The following is a 20,345-nucleotide window of genomic DNA, read 5'->3' as shown; positions in this document are numbered from 1 at the left end:
TCGGTAAAGCGACATAGCAACGACCGCCCAAACGGCCATGTCGAGAGGGATACGACGTTTACGAATAGTGGCCACACCGGAAGCTTCTAAGCATTGGTTGATGAAATCAGGACAAAGAATGTCACTGAGTTTTCCAAGTTGTTCAGTATTGGGGGCGTAACGCTTGGCGAGTGTTAGGGCTGTAGTTAATTGCAAAATAAAAGGCTCAAAGTTTTAGGAACTTAGAGCCTTTATAAGCCATCTGTAGGATCGTTCAACCGATCATTTATCTCTTAACTGATCGGCATTAACCTAATGGTCCTTTTTCATCTTTTGTATACTGCTGGTTACTCAGAAAAATGTTGTATCACTCGCACGATGATTCGCTAGAGCTGCACAGTCACTAACAAAATCAATATGGTTTATTTTATCGTATTGGTCACGCGACGTTTTTGCCAGCTGCGTACAACGGAATAGCGCCATAAACCTCGAATACCAAAGTAACCTAATAAGCCGGCGACAATACCACAGACTAAACTGCCCAACAAAAAGGGTGGACCAATGGTGTGCATCTGATGGTGAAGAAATTCCCACGTTAATTCAAAATGAAAAGGTTGCGGCGGAGTATTCATTAACCAAGCGCCAACTTTATAAGAGAAATAAAAGATAAATGGCATAGTGATCGGATTGGTTATCCACACCAAGGCAACAGCGAGGGGTAAGTTCACACCACAAATAATCGCTATGCCAGCAGACATGATCATTTGGCTAGGTAGCGGCACGAAGGCCATAAATAAACCGACTGCAAACGCACCAGCAGCAGAGCGTCGATTTAAACACCACAGATTCGGGTTGTAGAGGACGGAGCCAAAAATTTGTAATGCCTTTTGACGCTTAATAACAGCGTGATCAGGCATAAAACGTTTAATAAACTTTCTTGGCATAAGGAAACATGGCTCTCTTATCGAATTACTGGACGTTGGCTTCGTTCTCGTTAACGATACTCTCTGCCCCATTTTGGCCTTGGATGCCCAAATGGCCTATTATCATTGGCATTGTTGTTGTGTTGATGATGAGTCTCGTGACACGCCGAGGCAGGGGATGCATCGGAATTACACTGGCCTTAGTGTTGATAATAACACACGGAAATAAAGTAACCGCACAGTCCAATAATATCTTACAATTTGCGACAGATATTACCATAAAAGGTGTCGCTGACAGCTTTTTTACTGCTCATCGCTACGGTTTTAGTGGTTCTTTTGTAGTGAGATCAATCAATGGTCAATCTTTACCCCGATTTTTGTCTCCCACGGTACGTTTAAATTCCCCGCTCGCCTTACAATTGGGTGATCACGCTCAATTTGTGGTACAGGTGAAGCCGATTTATGGGCGATTGAATGAAGTCGGGTTTGATCAAGAAGCCTTTTTTCTGAGTCAAGGCTGGAGCGCACAAGCGAACGTTCGTCCTAATACACCTTATCAAATTATTCCCAGTTCAAGTTTACGGGCGATATTTTTTCAACATATTGAGCAACGAACGCGATCCAGCGAGGTTCAAGGCTTTATTTTAGCCCTCACTTTTGGTGAGCGTAGCGGGATTACTGAACAGCAGTGGTTGGAATTACGCAATAGCGGTTTAATCCATCTCACTGCGATCTCAGGGTTGCACATCGGTATGGCATTTGGATTTGGCTATTTGTTAGGGGGTATGGGTAGCCGCCTTTTGAGAAAAGGCTTATGGCTGCCTTTTGTTTGCGGTGGATTGTTTGCACTTGGTTATGCCTGGCTGGCAGGTTTTACGCTACCGACTCAGCGAGCATTGATGATGTGTTGGTTGAATATTCTTTTAGTGATGTTCAATGTTCGAGTGACGGCTATTCAGCGGGTGTTATTAACGTTAGCTGCGGTATTGGCTTTGGATCCCTTCGCTTCATTAAGCACAAGTTTTTGGTTGTCTTTTTTAGCGGTCAGCTTTGTCATTTACCAAGTCTCCGTCATCGATAGTCGATGGCCGCTATGGAAGAAAGTGCTTGCTGGCCATCTATTGTTAGTGATGTTAATGGCTCCGGTGACGGCTTACTTCTTCTCTGGCGTTAGCCTTTATTCCGCGCTTTATAATCTCGTGTTTATTCCTTGGTTCAGCTTTGTGGTTGTTCCTTTACTGTTTATTGTCTTGTGCGGCAATGTGTTGATGGCCGATCAGGTCCAGTGGCTTTGGACTTGGGTTGAGGCGGCTTTAATGCCGTTTAGCTGCTCGTTAGGCTTTGCTGAACATAGCTGGTTACCGGTTAACCAAACGTGGCAATATAGTTTGTTGGCCTTATTTTTAGTGATGATGTTACGGCCACTGTTGACAGCGCGATCTCTTATTGCGATTGGGTTACTCTTTAGCGCCACTTGGCTAACAATACAACCGAAGGCCTACTGGCAAGTGGATATGTTGGATGTTGGGCATGGCTTGGCGATGATCATTGAGCGTAACGGACGTTATGTTTTATACGATACAGGGAGTAGTTGGGATGAGGGCAGTGTAGCGACATCACTGATTATTCCGTTATTAACTCGACGTGGAGGAGTACATGCTCTTGATGGCGTGATCATTAGCCATAGTGATAATGATCACGCGGGAGGATTAGCCGATATTCAATCGCGGCTAAAACCAGCTTGGATTCGCGCTAGTTATCGTAATGAACATTTCTCTCCGTGTATTCAAGGTGAATTCTGGCAATGGCAAGAATTGACGTTTGAAGTCGTGTGGCCACCTCGTTTGGTTGATAGAGCGGATAACCCTCATTCTTGTGTGGTTCGTATGGTTGATCAGCAATATGGGCATAGTGTGTTGTTGACCGGTGATGTAACGGCGATTGGTGAGTGGTTACTCAGTCGGGATGCGTTATTAGACAGTGATGTGTTAGTGGTTCCTCATCATGGAAGTCAAACGTCGTCTACACAAGCGTTTATAGCAAAGGTCAATCCACAGTTGGCGATTGCCTCATTGGCGAAAGGTCATCGATGGCAATTACCTCATCCAGATGTTCTCGCACGTTATCAATCTTTAGACATTCCGTGGCTTGATACGGGAGAAGTCGGACAAATAACACTCCGTTACCAAGGATCTCAACGTCAGCTTTTCACTTTACGCGGTGGTCGAATCACGCCTTGGTATAGGCAGATGCTACGTAAAGAGGTAGAATAAGGTCAATTTTGTAATATCGATAAAGCAGCTTTATGTCACTCAATTCTGACGAAACAACTTGGCAAACCTTTAAACGTCTTTGGACTTACATCCGTCTTTATAAAGTCGGATTGGTGCTGGCGACCATCGCTTTAGTGATCAATGCGATCTCTGATACCTACATGATCTCCTTACTAAAGCCGCTATTAGATGAAGGCTTTGGTGGTACAGACTCTAATTTTTTGCAGATCTTACCCTTCATTATTCTTGGTCTGATGTTTATTCGTGGCTGTAGCGGCTTCGTTTCTGCTTACTGTTTAAGTTGGGTATCTGGCAATGTAGTGATGCTGATGCGTAGGCGGATTTTTAATCAGTTTATGCATATGCCGGTGAGTTTTTTCGATCGTGAGTCAACCGGTGGTTTATTATCGCGAATTACTTATGATTCTGAACAGGTTGCAGGAGCCACGAGTCGAGCAATGGTCAGTATTGTTCGTGAAGGGGCCAGTATCATTGGTTTATTAACCTTGATGTTCTGGAACAGTTGGCAACTCTCTCTAGTTTTAATTGTGGTTGCTCCGATTGTTGCGATTGGCATTCGAGTGGTCTCTAAACGCTTTCGAAAAATCTCCAAAAATATGCAAACAACCATGGGCCATGTCACTTCGTCGGCAGAACAGATGCTTAAAGGCCATAAGGTGGTTTTAAGCTATGGTGGACAAGAGGTTGAGCGTAAACGCTTTGATAAAGTTAGCAATCAAATGCGTCAGCAGACCATGAAGTTAGTCTCGGCTCAAGCAGTGGCCGATCCTGTGATTCAAATGATTGCTTCATTAGCCTTGGTGACGGTCTTATTCTTAGCTAGCGTTGATTCTATTCGTGCAGATTTAACGCCTGGTACCTTCACGGTTATTTTCTCGGCGATGTTTGGTTTGATGCGCCCTTTAAAGGCTTTGACCAACGTAACTTCAGAGTTTCAACGAGGTATGGCCGCAACACAAACGTTATTTGCGTTAATGGACCTGGAAACTGAGCGCGATAATGGTAAGTTTGTGACAGATAAAGTACGTGGTGATATTGCCGTAAAAGATGTCTCTTTTACTTATCAAGGTAAAGAAAAACCGGCATTATCGCATGTAAGTTTTACCATTCCTCAAGGCAAAACCGTTGCACTCGTCGGACGTTCTGGTTCGGGCAAATCAACCATTGCTAATTTGTTTACCCGTTTTTATGACGTCGATTCCGGTGCCATCTACCTTGATGACCACGATATTCGTGATTACACGCTGAGCAATTTGCGGCAACATTTTGCTTTAGTCTCGCAAAATGTTCATTTATTTAATGACACCATCGCCAATAACATCGCTTACGCTGCACAAGAGCAATACAGCCGTGAGCAAATAGAAGAGGCTGCCCGCTTAGCCCATGCGATGGACTTTATACAACACTTACCACAAGGCTTAGATACGATAATTGGTGAGAACGGAGCCAGTCTCTCTGGTGGCCAACGTCAGCGTATTGCGATTGCTCGCGCTCTGCTGCGTGATGCTCCTGTGCTTATTTTGGATGAAGCAACTTCAGCATTGGATACTGAATCAGAAAGAGCTATTCAAGCCGCGCTTGACGAATTACAGAAAAATAAAACGGTATTAGTGATTGCTCACCGACTTTCAACGATTGAACAAGCTGATCAAATTTTAGTGGTTGATGACGGTGAGATCATTGAGCGTGGGAATCATGCTGATCTCATCAAACAAAATGGCGCTTATGCGCAATTGCATCGTATTCAGTTTGGCGATTAATCCGTGATAGACAAATTGTGGTTTGGACGCCATCCGCTCTATTTTTTGCTTTGGCCACTTTTGTGGCCATTGAGTCGACTGTTTTATGTGATCAGTACTCGTCGCCGGCATGCCTTTTTGTCTGGTAAAAAAGCGCGTTATCGAGCGCCATTGCCAGTGATTGTTGTCGGTAACATTACCGCTGGTGGTAATGGTAAGACCCCCGTTGTAGTTTGGTTAGTGGAGTTACTGCAACGTCAAGGCTATCGACCGGGCGTGGTTTCAAGAGGATACGGAGGTAAGGCAACTCAATATCCGTTATTGGTTACTGACCATACCTTACCGACCGAATGTGGTGATGAGCCTAAGCTGATTTATCAACGTACAGGTGCCCCAGTGGCCGTTGACCCAATACGTGCGCATGCGGTTCAAGCATTGCTCAGCCAAGGGGTTGATCTTATTGTTACCGATGATGGTTTACAGCACTATGCGTTGGAACGAGATATTGAATTTGCGGTTGTTGATGGAGTCCGTCGCTTTGGTAACCAACAACTGCTTCCGTTGGGGCCATTACGTGAACCTGTCGAACGTTTACAGCAAGTCGACTTTGTGATCAATAATGGCGGAGAACCGGTTATGGGTGAACTTGCCATGACACTCAAACCCAGCTTAGCGGTTAATGTCATCAGCGGAGAGCGCATTGATGTTGCGGCCCTGAGCCGTTTAGTGGCTTGGGCTGGGATTGGCCATCCGGCTCGCTTTTTTAATACGTTACATCAACTCGGTGCATCACTGATTCTTACCCATGATTTTGCTGATCATCAAGCATTTGATGAAACGACATTGCGCGAATTAGCCAGCCAAGGTGATAACGTGATCATGACAGAGAAAGATGCCGTTAAGTGTACAGATTTTGCAGCAAAAAACTGGTGGTATTTACCCGTATCGGCCGAGATTTCACCAACTGATCAACAGTGCATATTAGATAAAATTAAAGAGGTTATGGAACATTATGGACCACCGTCTGCTTGAAATTGTGGCTTGTCCCGTATGCAAGGGGAAGTTGACTTACGATAAAGGTAACCAAGAGCTGATTTGTAAATTAGATCGTCTGGCTTATCCAATAAAAGAAGGTATTCCAGTACTGCTCGAACCTGAAGCGAGAAGTATGACCATGGATGAGGGACGCTAATGTCTTTTACGGTTATCATTCCGGCCCGCTACCAATCAAGTCGCTTGCCAGGTAAGCCGTTGGCTGATATTGGTGGTAAGCCAATGATTCAGTGGGTTTATGAGCAAGCGCAGCAAGCAGGCGCTGAGCGGGTAATTGTTGCTACCGATGATAGTCGAGTCGAGCAAGCGGTCCTCAGTTTTGGCGGATCAGTATGCATGACGTCAACCGAACATCAATCTGGTACGGAACGTTTAGCCGAAGTGATTGCTTTAATGGGGATTGACGATGATCATATCATCGTTAATGTACAAGGGGATGAACCCCTCATCCCGCCAGTGATTATTCGTCAAGTCGCGGAAAACTTAGCGTCAAGCCAAGCACCAATGGCTACCTTGGCGGTGGAAATTGATGATCCGCAAGAGGTTTTCAATCCTAACGCCGTTAAAGTGGTGACTGATCAATATGGGTATGCGTTGTACTTTAGTCGCGCGAGCATTCCATGGGACCGCGATAACTTTATTCTTGAACCGAAGGCGATTACTCAGCCATTAATGCGCCATATTGGTATTTATGCTTACCGAGCCGGGTTTATCAATACCTACATACACTGGTCGCCAAGTGTGTTAGAGAAAATCGAAAATCTAGAGCAACTGCGTGTACTGTGGTACGGCGAAAAAATTCATGTGGCTGTTGCGCTCGAAGCGCCGCCAGCCGGTGTTGATACGCCTGAGGATTTAGCGGCGGTGCGTAAACTTATCGAATAAATGTCGAACATGGGTGCATTTTTCCCCATTGTAAGTCGTAGTTCCAAGAGATTGAGATATATTAGCCGTATTAAACAGTAAGCCCCATCGGTTGATGGGGCTTATTTATTGATACTTTGTTTAACGTTATGTAAAGCGTGATGTTAATCGTTTTTCTTTGGACAAGTGGCAAGTAGCTCGTGTTTACCGTTATCTTTACGTTCTTCTAATTTCACTTCAAAGCCCCACAGACGATGCATATGTTTGAGCACCTCATCGTAGCTTGGATCGAGTGGAATTCGATCGTGAGGCACATATTGCAGTGTCAATGAGCGATCACCTCGAACGTCGACATTGTAAACTTGAATGTTGGGTTCTAAATTGCTCAAGTTATATTGTGACGCAAGTTTTTCACGAATTTGGCGATATCCCAACTCATCATGAATCGCACTGATTTCAATAAAGTTTTTATGATCATCGTCAGAAATGGCGAACAATTTAAAATCACGGATAAGTTTTGGTGACAAATATTGGCTAATAAAGCTTTCGTCTTTAAAGTTGCGCATTGCGAAGTGTACGGCATCCAGCCAATTGGTATCGACTAATTCAGGGAACCAGTGTCTATCTTCATCCGTTGGCTCTTCACAAATGCGCTTTATGTCTCGAAACATCGCAAACCCAAGCGCGTACGGGTTAATACCACTGTAGTAACGGCTGTTATACGCAGGCTGCATCACCACACTACTGTGGCTATGTAAAAATTCGAGCATAAATTTATCGGACAGTAACCCTTCATCGTAAAGATGATTCAGAATTGTGTAATGCCAGAAAGTGGCCCAACCTTCATTCATGACTTGCGTTTGTTTTTGTGGGTAAAAATATTGGCTGATTTTACGCACGATACGCACGACTTCACGCTGCCAAGACTCTAGAAGAGGTGCATGTTTTTCAATGAAATACAAAATGTTTTCTTGTGGTTCAGAAGGAAAACGTCGTTGTAACTCGGCTTCCTTGGCTTTTTTAGGCACGGTTCGCCACAAGGCATTCACCTGTGATTGTAAATAAGCTTCGCGTTCTTCTTGGCGTGCTTTTTCTTCAGCAATCGAAATTTTTTCTGGTCGCTTATAACGATCGACGCCGTAGTTCATTAACGCATGGCATGAGTCCAATAATTGCTCGACTTCGGTCACTCCATATTTTTCTTCACATTTAGCTAAGTAGTTTTTAGCAAACAGTAGATAATCGATAATAGAGCTGGCGTCAGTCCAGGTTTGAAATAAATAGTTGCCTTTAAAAAAAGAGTTATGTCCGTAACAGGCATGAGCCATTACTAAAGCCTGCATAGTGACGGTATTTTCTTCCATCAAGTAAGCAATACAGGGATCTGAATTAATCACAATTTCATAGGCTAACCCCATTTGACCGTGCTTATAGTTTTTCTCAGTATGAATAAACTTTTTACCAAATGACCAATGGTTATAATTGATCGGCATACCAATACTGGAGTAGGCATCCATCATCTGTTCAGAAGTGATCACCTCAATCTGATTAGGGTAGGTATCTAACCGATAATGCTCGGCAACACGTTTGATTTCTTGGTGGTATTGATGCAAAAGATCAAAAGTCCAATCTGGACCATCAGCCAGACGTTTGTTTTTTTTCTTACGCTTTTGCGTGGTGGCTGTTTTGACTGTCATAGTCTTATCCCCTTATGCCGTTTCCTTATGGAATAGCTCCCTAAACACAGGGAAAATATCGTCCACACTACGAATATTTTTCATAGCAAAGTGATCAAAGCTTTCAGATAGTTTTTCATACTCATGCCATAAGGTTTGATGAGAACGACGCGTAATTTCGATGTAAGCATAATACTGGCATTCAGGTAGGAGTTTATTCGCCAGTAACTCTTTACAGCGAGGCGAGTCGTCAGCCCAGTTATCGCCATCCGAGGCTTGCGCGCCATAAATATTCCACTCACCGAGAGGGTAACGTTGTTGAATAATGTCATGCATTAATTTTAATGCACTAGAGACAATCGTTCCGCCAGTTTCCTGTGAATAGAAAAATTCGTGTTCGTCCACTTCTTTGGCTTGGGTGTGGTGGCGAATAAACACCACTTCAACATTTTCATAGGTGCGAGTTAAAAACAGATAGAGCAAGACATAAAATCGTTTTGCGATATCTTTAGTGGGCTGATCCATCGACCCTGACACATCCATTAAGCAAAACATGACCGCTTGGCTAGAAGGGATCGGGCGTTTTTCGTAATTTTTAAAACGTAAATCAAACGTATCGATAAACGGTACACTGTCTATTTTCCGGCGTAGTTCAGCTATTTCTTCTTTTAAACGTCTCTCTTCGAGTAGTTGCGCTGGCTCAGAGTTGCGAATATTTTCCAGCTCTTGCTCAAGCTCATGCATAAGGCGCCGCTTGCCTGATGTCATCGCCGTGCGTCGGGCAAGCGATTGTTGTAAGGAGCGGACAATCGCAATGTTGGCGGGAACGCCAGCAGTTTGGAAGCCTGCGCGATGGGTTTTCCACTCTTTAATTTTGTTGACTTGATTTTTCTTCAGGTTAGGTAATGCTAAATCTTCAAACAAGATATCCAAATATTCATCTTTAGATATTTGAAATACAAAATCGTCTTCGCCTTCACCGTCTTGACTGGCATCCCCTTCGCCTGAACCACCACCTTGACCACCTTTTGGCCGTTCTACTTTATCACCACGTATGTATTGATCATTACCAGGGTGAACGCGTTCGCGAACGCCGCCTTTACCTTGATGGAAAATGGGTTCTTTAATATCTCGATGAGGAATCGCCACATCTTCACCTGACTCCGTATTGGTTATGGATCGGCGATTAACCGCATCCGCAACGGACTCTTTAATTTGTTCTTTATAACGGCGTAAGAAGCGCTGCCGATTAACGGCGCTTTTGTTCTTGCCGTTCAACCTTCTGTCGATAAATTGCGCCATGAGATTCTCCCTCTAAACGTCACTCGATGAGTTCTAACTACTCATACGCTTTGGCAAGTTAGCTTCTGACCCAGAATCTCTGGGTCAGAGTCGCAACCAAGGGCTTGCTAAGAGGATTTACGCACGCGTAAATACCATTCAGACAGTAATCGAACTTGTTTCTCGGTATAACCTTTCTCCATCATGCGGGCGACAAAATCGTCGTGTTTTTTCTGATCTTCCGATGAGGTTTTGGCATTGAAAGAGATAACTGGCAGTAATTCTTCAGTATTGGAGAACATTTTCTTCTCAATAACCGTGCGCAGTTTTTCATAGCTCGTCCAAACTGGGTTTTTACCACTATTGTTAGCCCGAGCTCGAAGTACAAAGTTAACGATTTCGTTACGGAAATCTTTCGGATTGCTGATCCCTGCCGTTTTTTCGATCTTCTCTAGCTCACTGTTAAGGGCTGAGCGATCAAACAGTTGGCCAGTTTCTGGATCACGATACTCTTGATCTTGAATCCAGAAATCAGCATAAGTGACGTAACGGTCGAAAATATTCTGACCGTATTCAGAATAAGATTCTAAATAAGCGGTTTGAATTTCTTTGCCAATAAACTCGACATAACGCGGAACCAGATAGCCTTTGACAAATTCTAGGTAACGCTCAGCAACCTCTTGCGGGAACTGCTCGCGTTCAATCTGTTGTTCGATAACATAAAACAGGTGTACGGGGTTTGCAGCGACTTCTGATTGGTCAAAGTTGAATACTCGTGAGAGTATTTTAAAGGCAAAACGAGTCGAGAGACCGGACATGCCTTCATCAACGCCAGCGTAATCACGGTATTCTTGATAGCTTTTCGCTTTCGGATCAGTATCTTTCAGCGTTTCACCATCATAAACGCGCATTTTAGAGAAAATGGACGAGTTTTCTGGCACTTTTAGTCGCGATAGCACACTAAATTGAGCCAGTAATTCAAGTGTACTTGGTGCACGTGGCGCTTTGGTCAGTTCACTGTGCTCAAGCAGTTTTTCGTAAATTTTAACTTCTTCAGAGACGCGTAAGCAATAAGGCACCTTCACGATATAAACCCGATCTAAAAACGCTTCATTGTTTTTATTATTGCGGAATGTCTGCCACTCTGATTCGTTGGAGTGAGCGAGGATCATGCCGTCAAAGGGTAGGGCGGAGAGCCCTTCGGTACCGTTGTAGTTGCCTTCCTGAGTCGCAGTAAGCAGTGGGTGAAGCACTTTGATCGGTGCTTTAAACATCTCGACGAACTCCATTAAGCCTTGGTTGGCTCGACAGAGTGCCCCAGAGTAGCTGTAGGCATCGGGATCATCTTGTGAATAGTGCTCTAGCTTACGGATATCCACTTTACCGACCAGCGATGAGATATCTTGGTTGTTTTCATCGCCCGGCTCTGTTTTGGCAATCGCAATTTGGTCTAAGATAGAAGGCCGGACTTTAACGACTTTAAACTTCGTGATATCGCCACCAAATTCATGCAGACGTTTTGCTGCCCAAGGTGACATGATGGAGCGCAAATAGCGCTTTTCAATCCCGTATTCTTGCTTGAGCAAGTCGCCATCTTCATTGACATCAAACAAGCAGAATGGGTGGTCATTGACCGGGCTGCGCTGACCATTCGCTGATAATACGTAGATCGGGCATTGCTGCATTAATGCTTTGAGTTTTTCAGCAATCGATGACTTACCACCACCGACAGGGCCGAGTAGATAAAGAATCTGTTTCCGTTCTTCTAAGCCTTGCGCTGCATGCTTAAGATAAGAAACAATTTGTTCAATCGCTTCTTCCATGCCATAGAAGTCTTGGAACGGTTTATAACGAGAAATGACTCGGTTAGAAAAGAGCCGACTCAAACGAGGATCTTTGCCAGTATCGACCAATTCAGGTTGGCCAATTGCTAGCAATAAGCGTTCTGCCGCGTTAGCATAAGCGCTTTTGTCTTCCTTACAGAGATCTAAAAACGTTTGAATCGATATCTCTTCATCCTTGGCTGCTTCATAGCGTGCCTGAAAGTGGTTAAAAATACTCATGGTAGTTCCCCTCTAAAAATGTCTCTTCGACATACAACCGCTTAAACACACAAATCCCTAATACGTTAAGCCTAGATCGCAATTGATGATTTTGCTTAAAGATTATGTATTTATTTACAAATCGTGACGTAAATTACGTCTCTGGCTAAGAACTATTGTGCTGATGAATTGTTGCTATCAGTCTTATGATTATTAACAAAGCAAAGTGGCAAGAAGTGATTGAACAACAAAGATTGTTTCTCTTAAGGGGAACTTCTATGATGGTTATCTTTGCAACATAATCGATAAAATAGGTGAGGAATGAGAGATTCGATAGTCAAAACCATGAGTGGGTTAACGATGCTATTTGCACCTTGGTATGTTAACGCTGAAATGTCTCAATGGTCAGTGGGTGTCGCTGCCGCCTATTCGCCTGCCGTTTATAAAGATACGCCCTCCAACCGTACCGTGATCCCCATCATTGGTTATGAAGGCGAGCATCTCTTTTTTCGTGGTTTTGATGCGGGATATCGTCTGTTGCCGATTCGTTCTCAGCAAAACCTAATCTTGCGGTTGGCTTATGATCCTCGCACATTACAGCCTAATGATTCTGATGATCCACAGATACGCCAGCTCAATAAACGTAAGTCAACAATTTTAGGGGGAGTGAGCTATCAACACCGTACGGTAGTGGGTTTATGGGAGGCAACGATTGGCTCGGATATCGCAGGGCGACATGATGGTGTTTATGCAGAAGTGGCTTTGCGTTTCCCATTGCGTTTTGAACGTTGGGGCATCACGCCTTCGGTGGGTTATGCTTATAATTCTGATAAGCTCAATAACCATTTTTATGGTGTGTCAGCTCAAGAGTCGCTAAGTAGTGGCTTAGAACAATACAACGCTGGTTGGAGTGGGCAGTACTTTATTGGCGCGATGGCTTATTGGTCGGTTTCTCAACATGTTAGAATATCAGGCGGTCTGCGCTATACCAATCTAGACCGTGATATTTCTTCCAGCCCTGTGATTGGCCGTGATTCATCAACCGTGGGCACCCTTGGTGTGGTTTACCTATTTTAATCGTAGAGTGAGTTTTTGCTGCGCTTAAAATGATGTTATCTCAAATTATATCAGCATCGAAAGGTATGACGTAATGGGCAGTAATAAGGATTGGTATACAAGGATTGATATATATTAATATATTGATATAGAGAGAGCTTACAAACCCTCTCTATTTTTGTATCAGGACTAAGCGTTAATAATTTTGTTGAGTTCGTTGGCTGATAAGTGATATTGCCTTGGGCAATTTCGCCATGTGGTTAACATGCGTCGGTATTTTTCACCCATAGCCACTTGGCTGTTGAAGTGGTGCTCACCACGTTCAAATTGAGGATATAAACCTTCAGTATTGATTAGAAAACGCACGTAGTTGACCAGTTGAGCTTCAGAGGCACTATCATAGCCAAGAAAATTCAAGCGACGAGCATCAACGTCACTACTCAATTTGCTATCGAGCATTTTGTATGACTCTTGCATGGCATGATACATTTCCATGACATCGATCACTTCTCGGCATTGCGCTTCAGAAATTGCTCCAAATTCTTTATTGAGCTCAGTCATTTGTAATTCATAACCCCGTTCAATAATCGTTTGTAGCCGTTTATATTGTTCGGCGTTGGCCGGATCAAGTTGGGACATTAAAACGTATTGATTAGATAGGATCAGACGTTGTGCATTAGTCATTTCCATTATTGACCTCACTGTAATCGATGTTGGTATCCCCTTCCTACCTGAACTGCCAAGTATTTTGGGTATAAATTTGCTTAAGATTAGGTTAACAGCAATGGGTGATTGTGAAACATGATCTCAACACAGATTTAATCTTAACCGAATAAATTATCGACAATTCTAGCACGTTTATTTCTGTGTCGTTAGCTTCTGGGTGTTATAGCCGATAGGTGAATGAGTCAATCAAAAGCAAAACACCAGCCATGTGCTGGTGTTGGATTTGCAGAAGGGAAGCTTAGTATTTTACGTTGTGATGATATTGCATTAGCACATCAACAATCTTATCCATGGTTTCTTTACTGGGCGGATTAACGCCCTCTAAAGGATAAGTTTCTCCCATCGCTTCCCATTTATGAGCGCCTAACTTGTGGTAAGGCAATAACTCAATTTTTTCAATATTATCCATCTCTTGAATAAATTGTCCGAGTAGATGGGCCGATTCTTCATCATCTGTATAACCCGGAACGACCACATAACGCAGCCAAGTTGCTTTGCCAATCGTGTGTAGATAGCGTGCAAAATCTAACGTACGTTTATTGGATACCCCGATTAAGTCTTGATGAACATCATCTTTAATTTGTTTAATATCCAGTAGCACTAAATCAGTGACGTCCAAGACTTCATCAATCACCGGGGTGTATTTACGGATATAACCGTTGGTATCAAGGCAAGTGTGGATCCCTTCGGCTTTAGCCGCGCGAAAGACATCTCGTACAAATTCAGGTTGGAGCATCGATTCACCACCGGAGCAGGTGATCCCGCCGCCTGAAGCATTCATAAAATGTCGATAAGATTTCGCTTCTTTGATGATCTCTTCAACAGAGACTTCTTTACCTGAATGGGTATCCCATGTATCTCGGTTATGGCAATACTTACAACGAAATAAGCAACCTTGCAGAAAGAGGATAAATCGAATACCGGGGCCATCAACTGTACCGCAAGACTCAAATGAATGGATACGACCAGTAGTAGACATAAGTTGCTCTCATTTGCTGAATTTACCGATTATTTTATTACAAAAGGTAGGGTTTAAATAGGATTTCTTCGGATAAGTTAGCTGCTGTTGGATGAGTTTTGTACTGAGGAGGCGGTGTTAAAGTACCAAAGAGGATTAAGATCAGTAAGGTGAAGCTTAATCCTCAATCAGTAAGAGTCACTATCTTAATTTAGAAAAAGGCAAATAAAGACAGTGCTCCAGTGCCGTGGGTGCGGTGTTTGCTTTCTTTATACTCAGCATTACTGGTGGTTAAAGTAAAACTTGCGCCGACATGAGGTCCATACCATACCACGCCAAGTACCGCGGTCGCTTGCAAAGGTTCTAGCGTCACCTGATAGGCACTGGGCTGTAGAGGTAATCCATCTAATGGCCTATCTCCTTCAATGGTTAAATCATTAAATCGATAACGTGCTTCGAGGCCTGCGAAAACGAACCAAGCGGAGCGCGAAGCCCCGATCATCCCTGCGCGAAAAGGAGTTTCACTATCAATTTGCGCACTGCCAAAGTTAGCCGCTAAATCAGTCCCCCAGCGCAGCATCATACCTGAGGAAATATCGCTGCGAAAATTACCAACGTTCACTTCGCCAATCGCAGACAGTTCCCAAGCATAATATGGATCGTAGGCGGTGCGATAGAGATTGAAGTGACTAAGATAACCAATACTACCGGCGATTTTATCGTCTATTTGGTAATCCCAGCCGTTAGGATCGCCAGACTTAGTGATGCTGTGAACGATTTTTTGCGCTTGTTCGGATAACGCGCTATCTCCAGTGGTACCTATCGTGAGATTAAATCGTTGTGCTTGCTGGGGATGTAAACTGATGTAATTAAACTCGCTGTGTAAAAATCCCGCATAAGGGCGTTCATTCGGGGCAGGGATATATTGCTCAATATCAGAAGGCGTCCACATTTTATGACCAATCATCACCTCCCATTTATCGATACTTGAGGCTCCCCAGATTGAAAGGCTGAATGGCTTGGCAAACCAATAGGGGGTAATCGGTCTTGAGGTATAGGAAAGAAAAAGCCCACTAGTGTATTCCCTATCCATGCCATAAACACCGTCATTATCGACTTTGAGGGAAAGGGTCGATTGGGTGGATGACCACACAAATGGAGCAAAAAGAATCAGCGGGAGTACACGTAATAATGTTAAAGCCATACGTTTTTCGTTGTCCGTAGTAAATACAAGAGTAGGTCAGAGATGGGCATGCCTATCATTCAGATCCATTAGACCCTAGTGTAACGCTTATTTTTCAGTAGGTAAGCAGATTTTTTCATGTAGCGATAGATGATGTGATATTGCAACGATTTATGCCATGCAAAAGAAAACCTCGCTCAGAGAGCGAGGTTTTTGATTAATATCGATCGATTGTCCGAATAACTTACAGTGATTCAGTAAACGTACGCGCGATAACGTCTTGCTGTTGCTCTGTCGTTAACGAGTTAAAACGTACCGCATAGCCAGACACACGAATAGTCAACTGTGGGTATTTCTCTGGGTGTTTAACTGCATCAAGTAACGTGTCACGGTTAAGCACGTTAACGTTCAAATGCTGACCGCCTTCAATGCCTGATTCGTGATGGAAGTAACCATCCATCAAACCAGCAAGGTTGGCACGTTGTGAATCCTGATCTTTACCTAGTGCATTTGGCACGATAGAGAAAGTATAAGAAATCCCATCTTTTGCATCAGCAAACGGCAGTTTACCAACCGAAGTCAATGAAGCAACCGCCCCTTTTTCATCACGGCCGTGCATTGGGTTAGCACCTGGAGCGAATGGCGCGCCAGCACGACGACCATCAGGTGTGTTACCCGTTTTCTTACCATAAACCACGTTAGAGGTGATGGTTAAGATAGACTGAGTCGGAATCGCATCACGGTAAGTTTTTAGTTTACGAATTTTGTTCATAAACACAGAAACCAGTTCGCAAGCAATATCATCAACGCGTGAGTCATTATTACCAAATTTAGGATAGTCACCCTCGATTTCGAAGTCGATAGCAATACCATCTTCATCACGAATCGGTTTCACTTTCGCGTATTTCACGGCAGACAATGAGTCAGCAGCAACAGATAGACCAGCAATACCACAAGCCATAGTACGGCGTACATCGCGGTCATGCAGCGCCATAAGTGCCGCTTCATAGCTGTACTTATCGTGCATGTAGTGGATAGCGTTCAATGAGGTGACATATTGTTTAGCTAACCAATCCATGAAGTGGTCCATCTTGTCCCATAGCTCATCATAGTCAAGATACTCACCAGTGATCTTGTCCATTTTAGGACCGACTTGGATTTTCAGCTTCTCATCGACACCACCGTTGATGGTGTAAAGCATGGTTTTCGCTAAGTTAGCGCGAGCACCAAAGAATTGCATTTGTTTACCGACGATCATTGGCGATACACAACAAGCGATTGCGTAATCATCAGAGTCCATGTCTGGGCGCATCAAGTCATCGTTTTCGTATTGAATCGATGAAGTATCGATCGATACTTTGGCGCAGAAACGTTTGAAACCATCAGGCAGTTTTTCAGACCAAAGCACAGTGATGTTTGGCTCTGGAGATGGCCCCATGGTGTATAGGCTGTTTAGGAAACGGAAGTTAGTACGAGTGACTAGCGTACGGCCGTCAAGACCCATACCACCCATAGACTCGGTTGCCCAAATTGGGTCGCCAGAGAAGAGTTCATCGTATTCAGGGGTACGAAGGAAGCGAACCATACGTAGTTTCATCACGAAATGGTCAATCATCTCTTGAGCTTGAGCTTCAGTGATTTTACCTGCTTTCATATCGCGTTCGATATAGACGTCAAGGAACGTAGAGGTACGACCTAGAGACATCGCTGCGCCGTTTTGAGATTTAACAGCGGCAAGGTAGCCGAAGTAAGTCCACTGAATGGCTTCTTGCGCGGTCTCTGCTGGGCGAGAGATATCGAAACCATATTTTGCTGCCATTTTTTTCATCTGGCCAAGCGCGCGGTGTTGCTCTGCAATTTCTTCACGAAGTTGCATGGTCATATGCAGATCTTCGCCGTTTTCAAATTTCTCTTGCAGCGAAGTGAACTGAGCCAGTTTATCTTGCATTAAGAAGTCAATACCGTACAACGCAACGCGGCGATAGTCACCGATAATACGACCACGGCCATAAGCATCAGGAAGACCAGTCAATACCCCTGATTTACGGCAGGCTAAGATTTCTGGAGTGTAAATATCGAACACGCCAGCATTGTGCGTTTTGCGGTATTCGGTATAGATTTTTTTAACTTGAGGATCAAGCTCACGATCGTAGGCTTTGCATGAGCTTTCAACCATACGGATACCACCGTTAGGGATCAGCGCACGCTTAAGAGGTTTCTCAGTTTGAAGACCAACGATAGTCTCTAGATCTTTGTTAATGTAACCTGCATCGTGAGCAGTGATGGTAGAGATAACAGAAGTGTCAAAATCAACAGGCGCATGAGTTGCGTTTTCCTGTTTAATGCCTTCCATTACTTGTGCCCAAAGCTTATTGGTTGCTTCAGTACCTTCAGAAACTAGGAAAGATTCATCACCTTCATACGGTGTGTAGTTCTTTTGAATAAAATCACGAACGTTAACTTCATTTTGCCAGTTACCTGCAGCAAAACCTTCCCAAGCTTTAGCAAATTGCTCTGCCATGACATACCTACCTTTATATAGTAGAAAAAACACGTACTGTTTCGCCGTTGAGCCAGCTATCTTGTGTCACACAAGAGGCAGTACACTCTATGAATAACCTTATTTATCGTTAAACCGATATACTCATCTGTTTGAGTATAAATAGGATTACTCGTTCCCTTTAATAACCAATGTAAGCTAAAAAAAAATTGCAAACCTTAAACTAAATCAATAAAACTTCAAAAATTCAGATAAAGTTTGGGTAGTGTTTAAACACTACCCAAGGTACTACCAAGACTTGTGAATCATTGTAGACTCAATTTTGGTATCTTGCTTAATGTAGCCATGCCTTAAGACCGTATTGGCTCTCAAGCATACCGACCGCTAGCATAGCGACTAAACAGATAATTAATACCCCACAAGGAATGATAATTTTATCGATGAAAGATAAGCGTGAGGCGCGTTCTTTATCACCGATGAAACCATTATTATCCAAAAACATGGTTAATGCCCAAGCCAATACTGGATTGACGACCGCAGAACCAAAGATACAGATCCCCGCTGCCTGTGCATCTTTGGTATTTCTGACCATTTGCATGCCTGCTTCTAGTAGTGGAAGAAACACGCCGACTAATAGTGCAATACGCATAACGGGTGGCCATACCGCAACATCCATTGGGAAGCCAAGAATCGCGACGATAATACACAATGAACCCAATAAAATCGCGCCTGCTGGGATCGGACGTTTCGCGATGGCTGCCGGGATCATATAGGTTCCCCAAGACGATGTAATGTTACCACCACCAACGGCTGTACCGACCATTTGACGAACCGAGCACATGGTCATCGTGTCATCCACATCCATCAAGACTTTTTCTGTTTTACGCGGATAGTTAAGCTCTTGAAAAATTCGATGGCCTAAGAAGTCCGGTGACCACATTGCCACAGCAAGGATGGCGAAAGGTAGCGAAGCAATAAAGTGCTCTAAGTTAGGTAAACCAAGCATCCAACCTTGTTCGGTTGAGCCCCACCAGTAAACTGGACTTAAATTTGGTAGCCCCATTTCAGTTTGAAAGGTTAAATCAAAGCCAGCACCAAGTGCCAAAGCAATCAGTAAACCAGAAAAAGCACAGATAGGAATGGCTAACCAGCGTTTACCGTATTTAGCTAAAAGTGCATAGATAACAATGTTAATGCCCAATACGATTAAACCGATATAACCAAGGCTACCCGCTTCGATAGTCGCAGATTCCAAACCGGTTGCCCAGGTCTGAATGGAGCCAATTTGACTCATCGCACCGGTAAAACCGAGGAAGATTAATAGTCCGCCAGCGGTGCCTTCCGATGTCAGGTTGACCAGCTTAGAGCCACCTTTAAAGTAGCTGAGTAATAGACCAAATACCCCCAATAAAATAGCTAAAGCAAGTGGGTGAGCACCTGCTAGGGCGATGGTAGCAATGAGGGGGATCATTGGACCGTGGTTGCCAGCAAGGTTAGCGCGCGGATTAAAAAATCCAGAAGAAAGAATACAGAACAAAAGCGCGGGGATCAGCATTTCAACCCGAGCGACCTCAATCGCAAACTCTTTACCCAGTTCGATATGATCCCAAGCGGCGGTTAATCCTTCGGCCCAAGACATCATTACCGCAGAGTACATGGCAATAATACCAATGGTTCCAGCGAGAGCTGGGACCAAATCTTCCCATTCAAAGCGGAAGTCGCGACCAGGAAGGTTCAACGCGAAGCGACGAGGCTTCATGATTTGCAGTTCATGGTCTAGATAATCGGAGCGGCTAGCAAACTCAGATGATGGACGATGCAGTTCTTGATAACTCTTCGTCTCGATGTCTGAACGCTCTTGATTGATGACGTCTGACATAGATTCCTCATATTAATAAAGTTAATAATTCTGGTTGAATTCAATGTAACTGGCGATTGGGAAAGCGATTATTTGCGTAGTGATAACGTTAGTTTTGTTATGCCATTGTGTTAACTAACATTATGACTATAGAGCATTATTAATCTTTTTATTTGTTGGCGAGTTTAACGTGCTAATCGACTAGTATGATTG

At 43.8% G+C, this 20,345-nt stretch carries 16 protein-coding genes; 6 read left to right on the top strand and 10 right to left on the bottom strand.

What is annotated here, in order from left to right:
- A partial coding sequence (locus tag CAG60_RS05875) for a transposase domain-containing protein (RefSeq protein WP_202598463.1) occupies positions 1–195 on the bottom strand: 195 nt, incomplete at its 3' end.
- Positions 196–401: 206 nt separating this feature from the next.
- Positions 402–923 (bottom strand): DUF2062 domain-containing protein, encoded by a 522-nt coding sequence (locus CAG60_RS05870; protein ID WP_161429595.1) that lies wholly within the window; start codon positions 921–923, stop codon positions 402–404.
- Between the two features lie 8 nt (positions 924–931).
- Between CAG60_RS05870 and CAG60_RS05865 the strand changes: the two genes are divergently transcribed.
- Genes CAG60_RS05865 through kdsB form a run of 5 tightly spaced genes read left to right on the top strand, consistent with a single transcriptional unit; the run spans position 932 to position 6,873 of the window.
- Positions 932–3,175, top strand: coding sequence for a DNA internalization-related competence protein ComEC/Rec2 (locus tag CAG60_RS05865; protein ID WP_161438475.1), 2,244 nt, complete (start codon positions 932–934; stop codon positions 3,173–3,175).
- Between the two features lie 32 nt (positions 3,176–3,207).
- On the top strand, positions 3,208–4,956 hold the full coding sequence (msbA, locus tag CAG60_RS05860) for a lipid A ABC transporter ATP-binding protein/permease MsbA (protein ID WP_004394931.1): 1,749 nt from the start codon (positions 3,208–3,210) through the stop codon (positions 4,954–4,956).
- A 3-nt stretch (positions 4,957–4,959) separates the two neighbouring features.
- Positions 4,960–5,967, top strand: coding sequence for a tetraacyldisaccharide 4'-kinase (gene lpxK, locus CAG60_RS05855; protein ID WP_161425913.1), 1,008 nt, complete (start codon positions 4,960–4,962; stop codon positions 5,965–5,967).
- On the top strand, positions 5,948–6,127 hold the full coding sequence (locus CAG60_RS05850; RefSeq protein WP_154167670.1) for a Trm112 family protein: 180 nt from the start codon (positions 5,948–5,950) through the stop codon (positions 6,125–6,127). Before lpxK ends, CAG60_RS05850 begins: the two co-directional genes overlap by 20 nt.
- Positions 6,127–6,873 carry a 3-deoxy-manno-octulosonate cytidylyltransferase gene (kdsB, locus tag CAG60_RS05845; protein WP_161425914.1) on the top strand — a complete coding sequence of 249 codons (747 nt, stop codon included), beginning with the start codon at positions 6,127–6,129 and terminating at the stop codon, positions 6,871–6,873. The genes CAG60_RS05850 and kdsB overlap by 1 nt, the downstream gene beginning before the upstream one ends.
- Before the next feature lie 143 nt (positions 6,874–7,016).
- Here kdsB and CAG60_RS05840 read toward each other — a convergent pair whose 3' ends face one another.
- From CAG60_RS05840 to CAG60_RS05830, 3 genes are all read right to left on the bottom strand, one after another.
- The gene (locus tag CAG60_RS05840) at positions 7,017–8,549 is read right to left on the bottom strand and encodes a SpoVR family protein (RefSeq protein WP_154167675.1); all 1,533 of its coding nucleotides are present in this window, start codon (positions 8,547–8,549) and stop codon (positions 7,017–7,019) included.
- A 12-nt stretch (positions 8,550–8,561) separates the two neighbouring features.
- A complete protein-coding gene (locus CAG60_RS05835) occupies positions 8,562–9,830 on the bottom strand; it encodes a YeaH/YhbH family protein (RefSeq protein WP_040904203.1) in 1,269 nt (422 codons plus the stop codon).
- Positions 9,831–9,937: 107 nt separating this feature from the next.
- Positions 9,938–11,872, bottom strand: coding sequence for a PrkA family serine protein kinase (locus CAG60_RS05830; protein ID WP_004394936.1), 1,935 nt, complete (start codon positions 11,870–11,872; stop codon positions 9,938–9,940).
- Positions 11,873–12,172: 300 nt separating this feature from the next.
- Here CAG60_RS05830 and CAG60_RS05825 point away from each other — a divergent pair, with 300 nt between their 5' ends.
- Positions 12,173–12,928, top strand: coding sequence for a MipA/OmpV family protein (locus tag CAG60_RS05825; RefSeq protein ID WP_161438474.1), 756 nt, complete (start codon positions 12,173–12,175; stop codon positions 12,926–12,928).
- Positions 12,929–13,096: 168 nt separating this feature from the next.
- Here CAG60_RS05825 and CAG60_RS05820 read toward each other — a convergent pair whose 3' ends face one another.
- The 5 genes from CAG60_RS05820 to CAG60_RS05800 form a co-directional block, all read right to left on the bottom strand.
- Positions 13,097–13,597 (bottom strand): YfbU family protein, encoded by a 501-nt coding sequence (locus CAG60_RS05820; RefSeq protein ID WP_004394938.1) that lies wholly within the window; start codon positions 13,595–13,597, stop codon positions 13,097–13,099.
- Between the two features lie 274 nt (positions 13,598–13,871).
- Positions 13,872–14,612 (bottom strand): pyruvate formate lyase 1-activating protein, encoded by a 741-nt coding sequence (pflA, locus tag CAG60_RS05815; protein ID WP_004394939.1) that lies wholly within the window; start codon positions 14,610–14,612, stop codon positions 13,872–13,874.
- A gap of 190 nt (positions 14,613–14,802) precedes the next feature.
- Complete coding sequence (locus tag CAG60_RS05810; RefSeq protein WP_161438473.1) at positions 14,803–15,795, bottom strand: lipid A deacylase LpxR family protein; 993 nt, start codon at positions 15,793–15,795, stop codon at positions 14,803–14,805.
- Positions 15,796–16,018: 223 nt separating this feature from the next.
- On the bottom strand, positions 16,019–18,295 hold the full coding sequence (gene pflB, locus CAG60_RS05805; protein WP_004394941.1) for a formate C-acetyltransferase: 2,277 nt from the start codon (positions 18,293–18,295) through the stop codon (positions 16,019–16,021).
- A gap of 313 nt (positions 18,296–18,608) precedes the next feature.
- Entirely contained in the window at positions 18,609–20,153 is a 1,545-nt protein-coding gene (locus CAG60_RS05800) for a DUF3360 family protein (RefSeq protein WP_158138622.1), read from the bottom strand.
- Positions 20,154–20,345: the final 192 nt, after the last annotated feature.

Source organism: Vibrio sp. V33_P6A3T137 (assembly GCF_009904835.1).
GTDB classification, from domain to species: domain Bacteria; phylum Pseudomonadota; class Gammaproteobacteria; order Enterobacterales; family Vibrionaceae; genus Vibrio; species Vibrio metschnikovii.
This window is presented reverse-complemented; position numbering and strand designations above follow the sequence as displayed.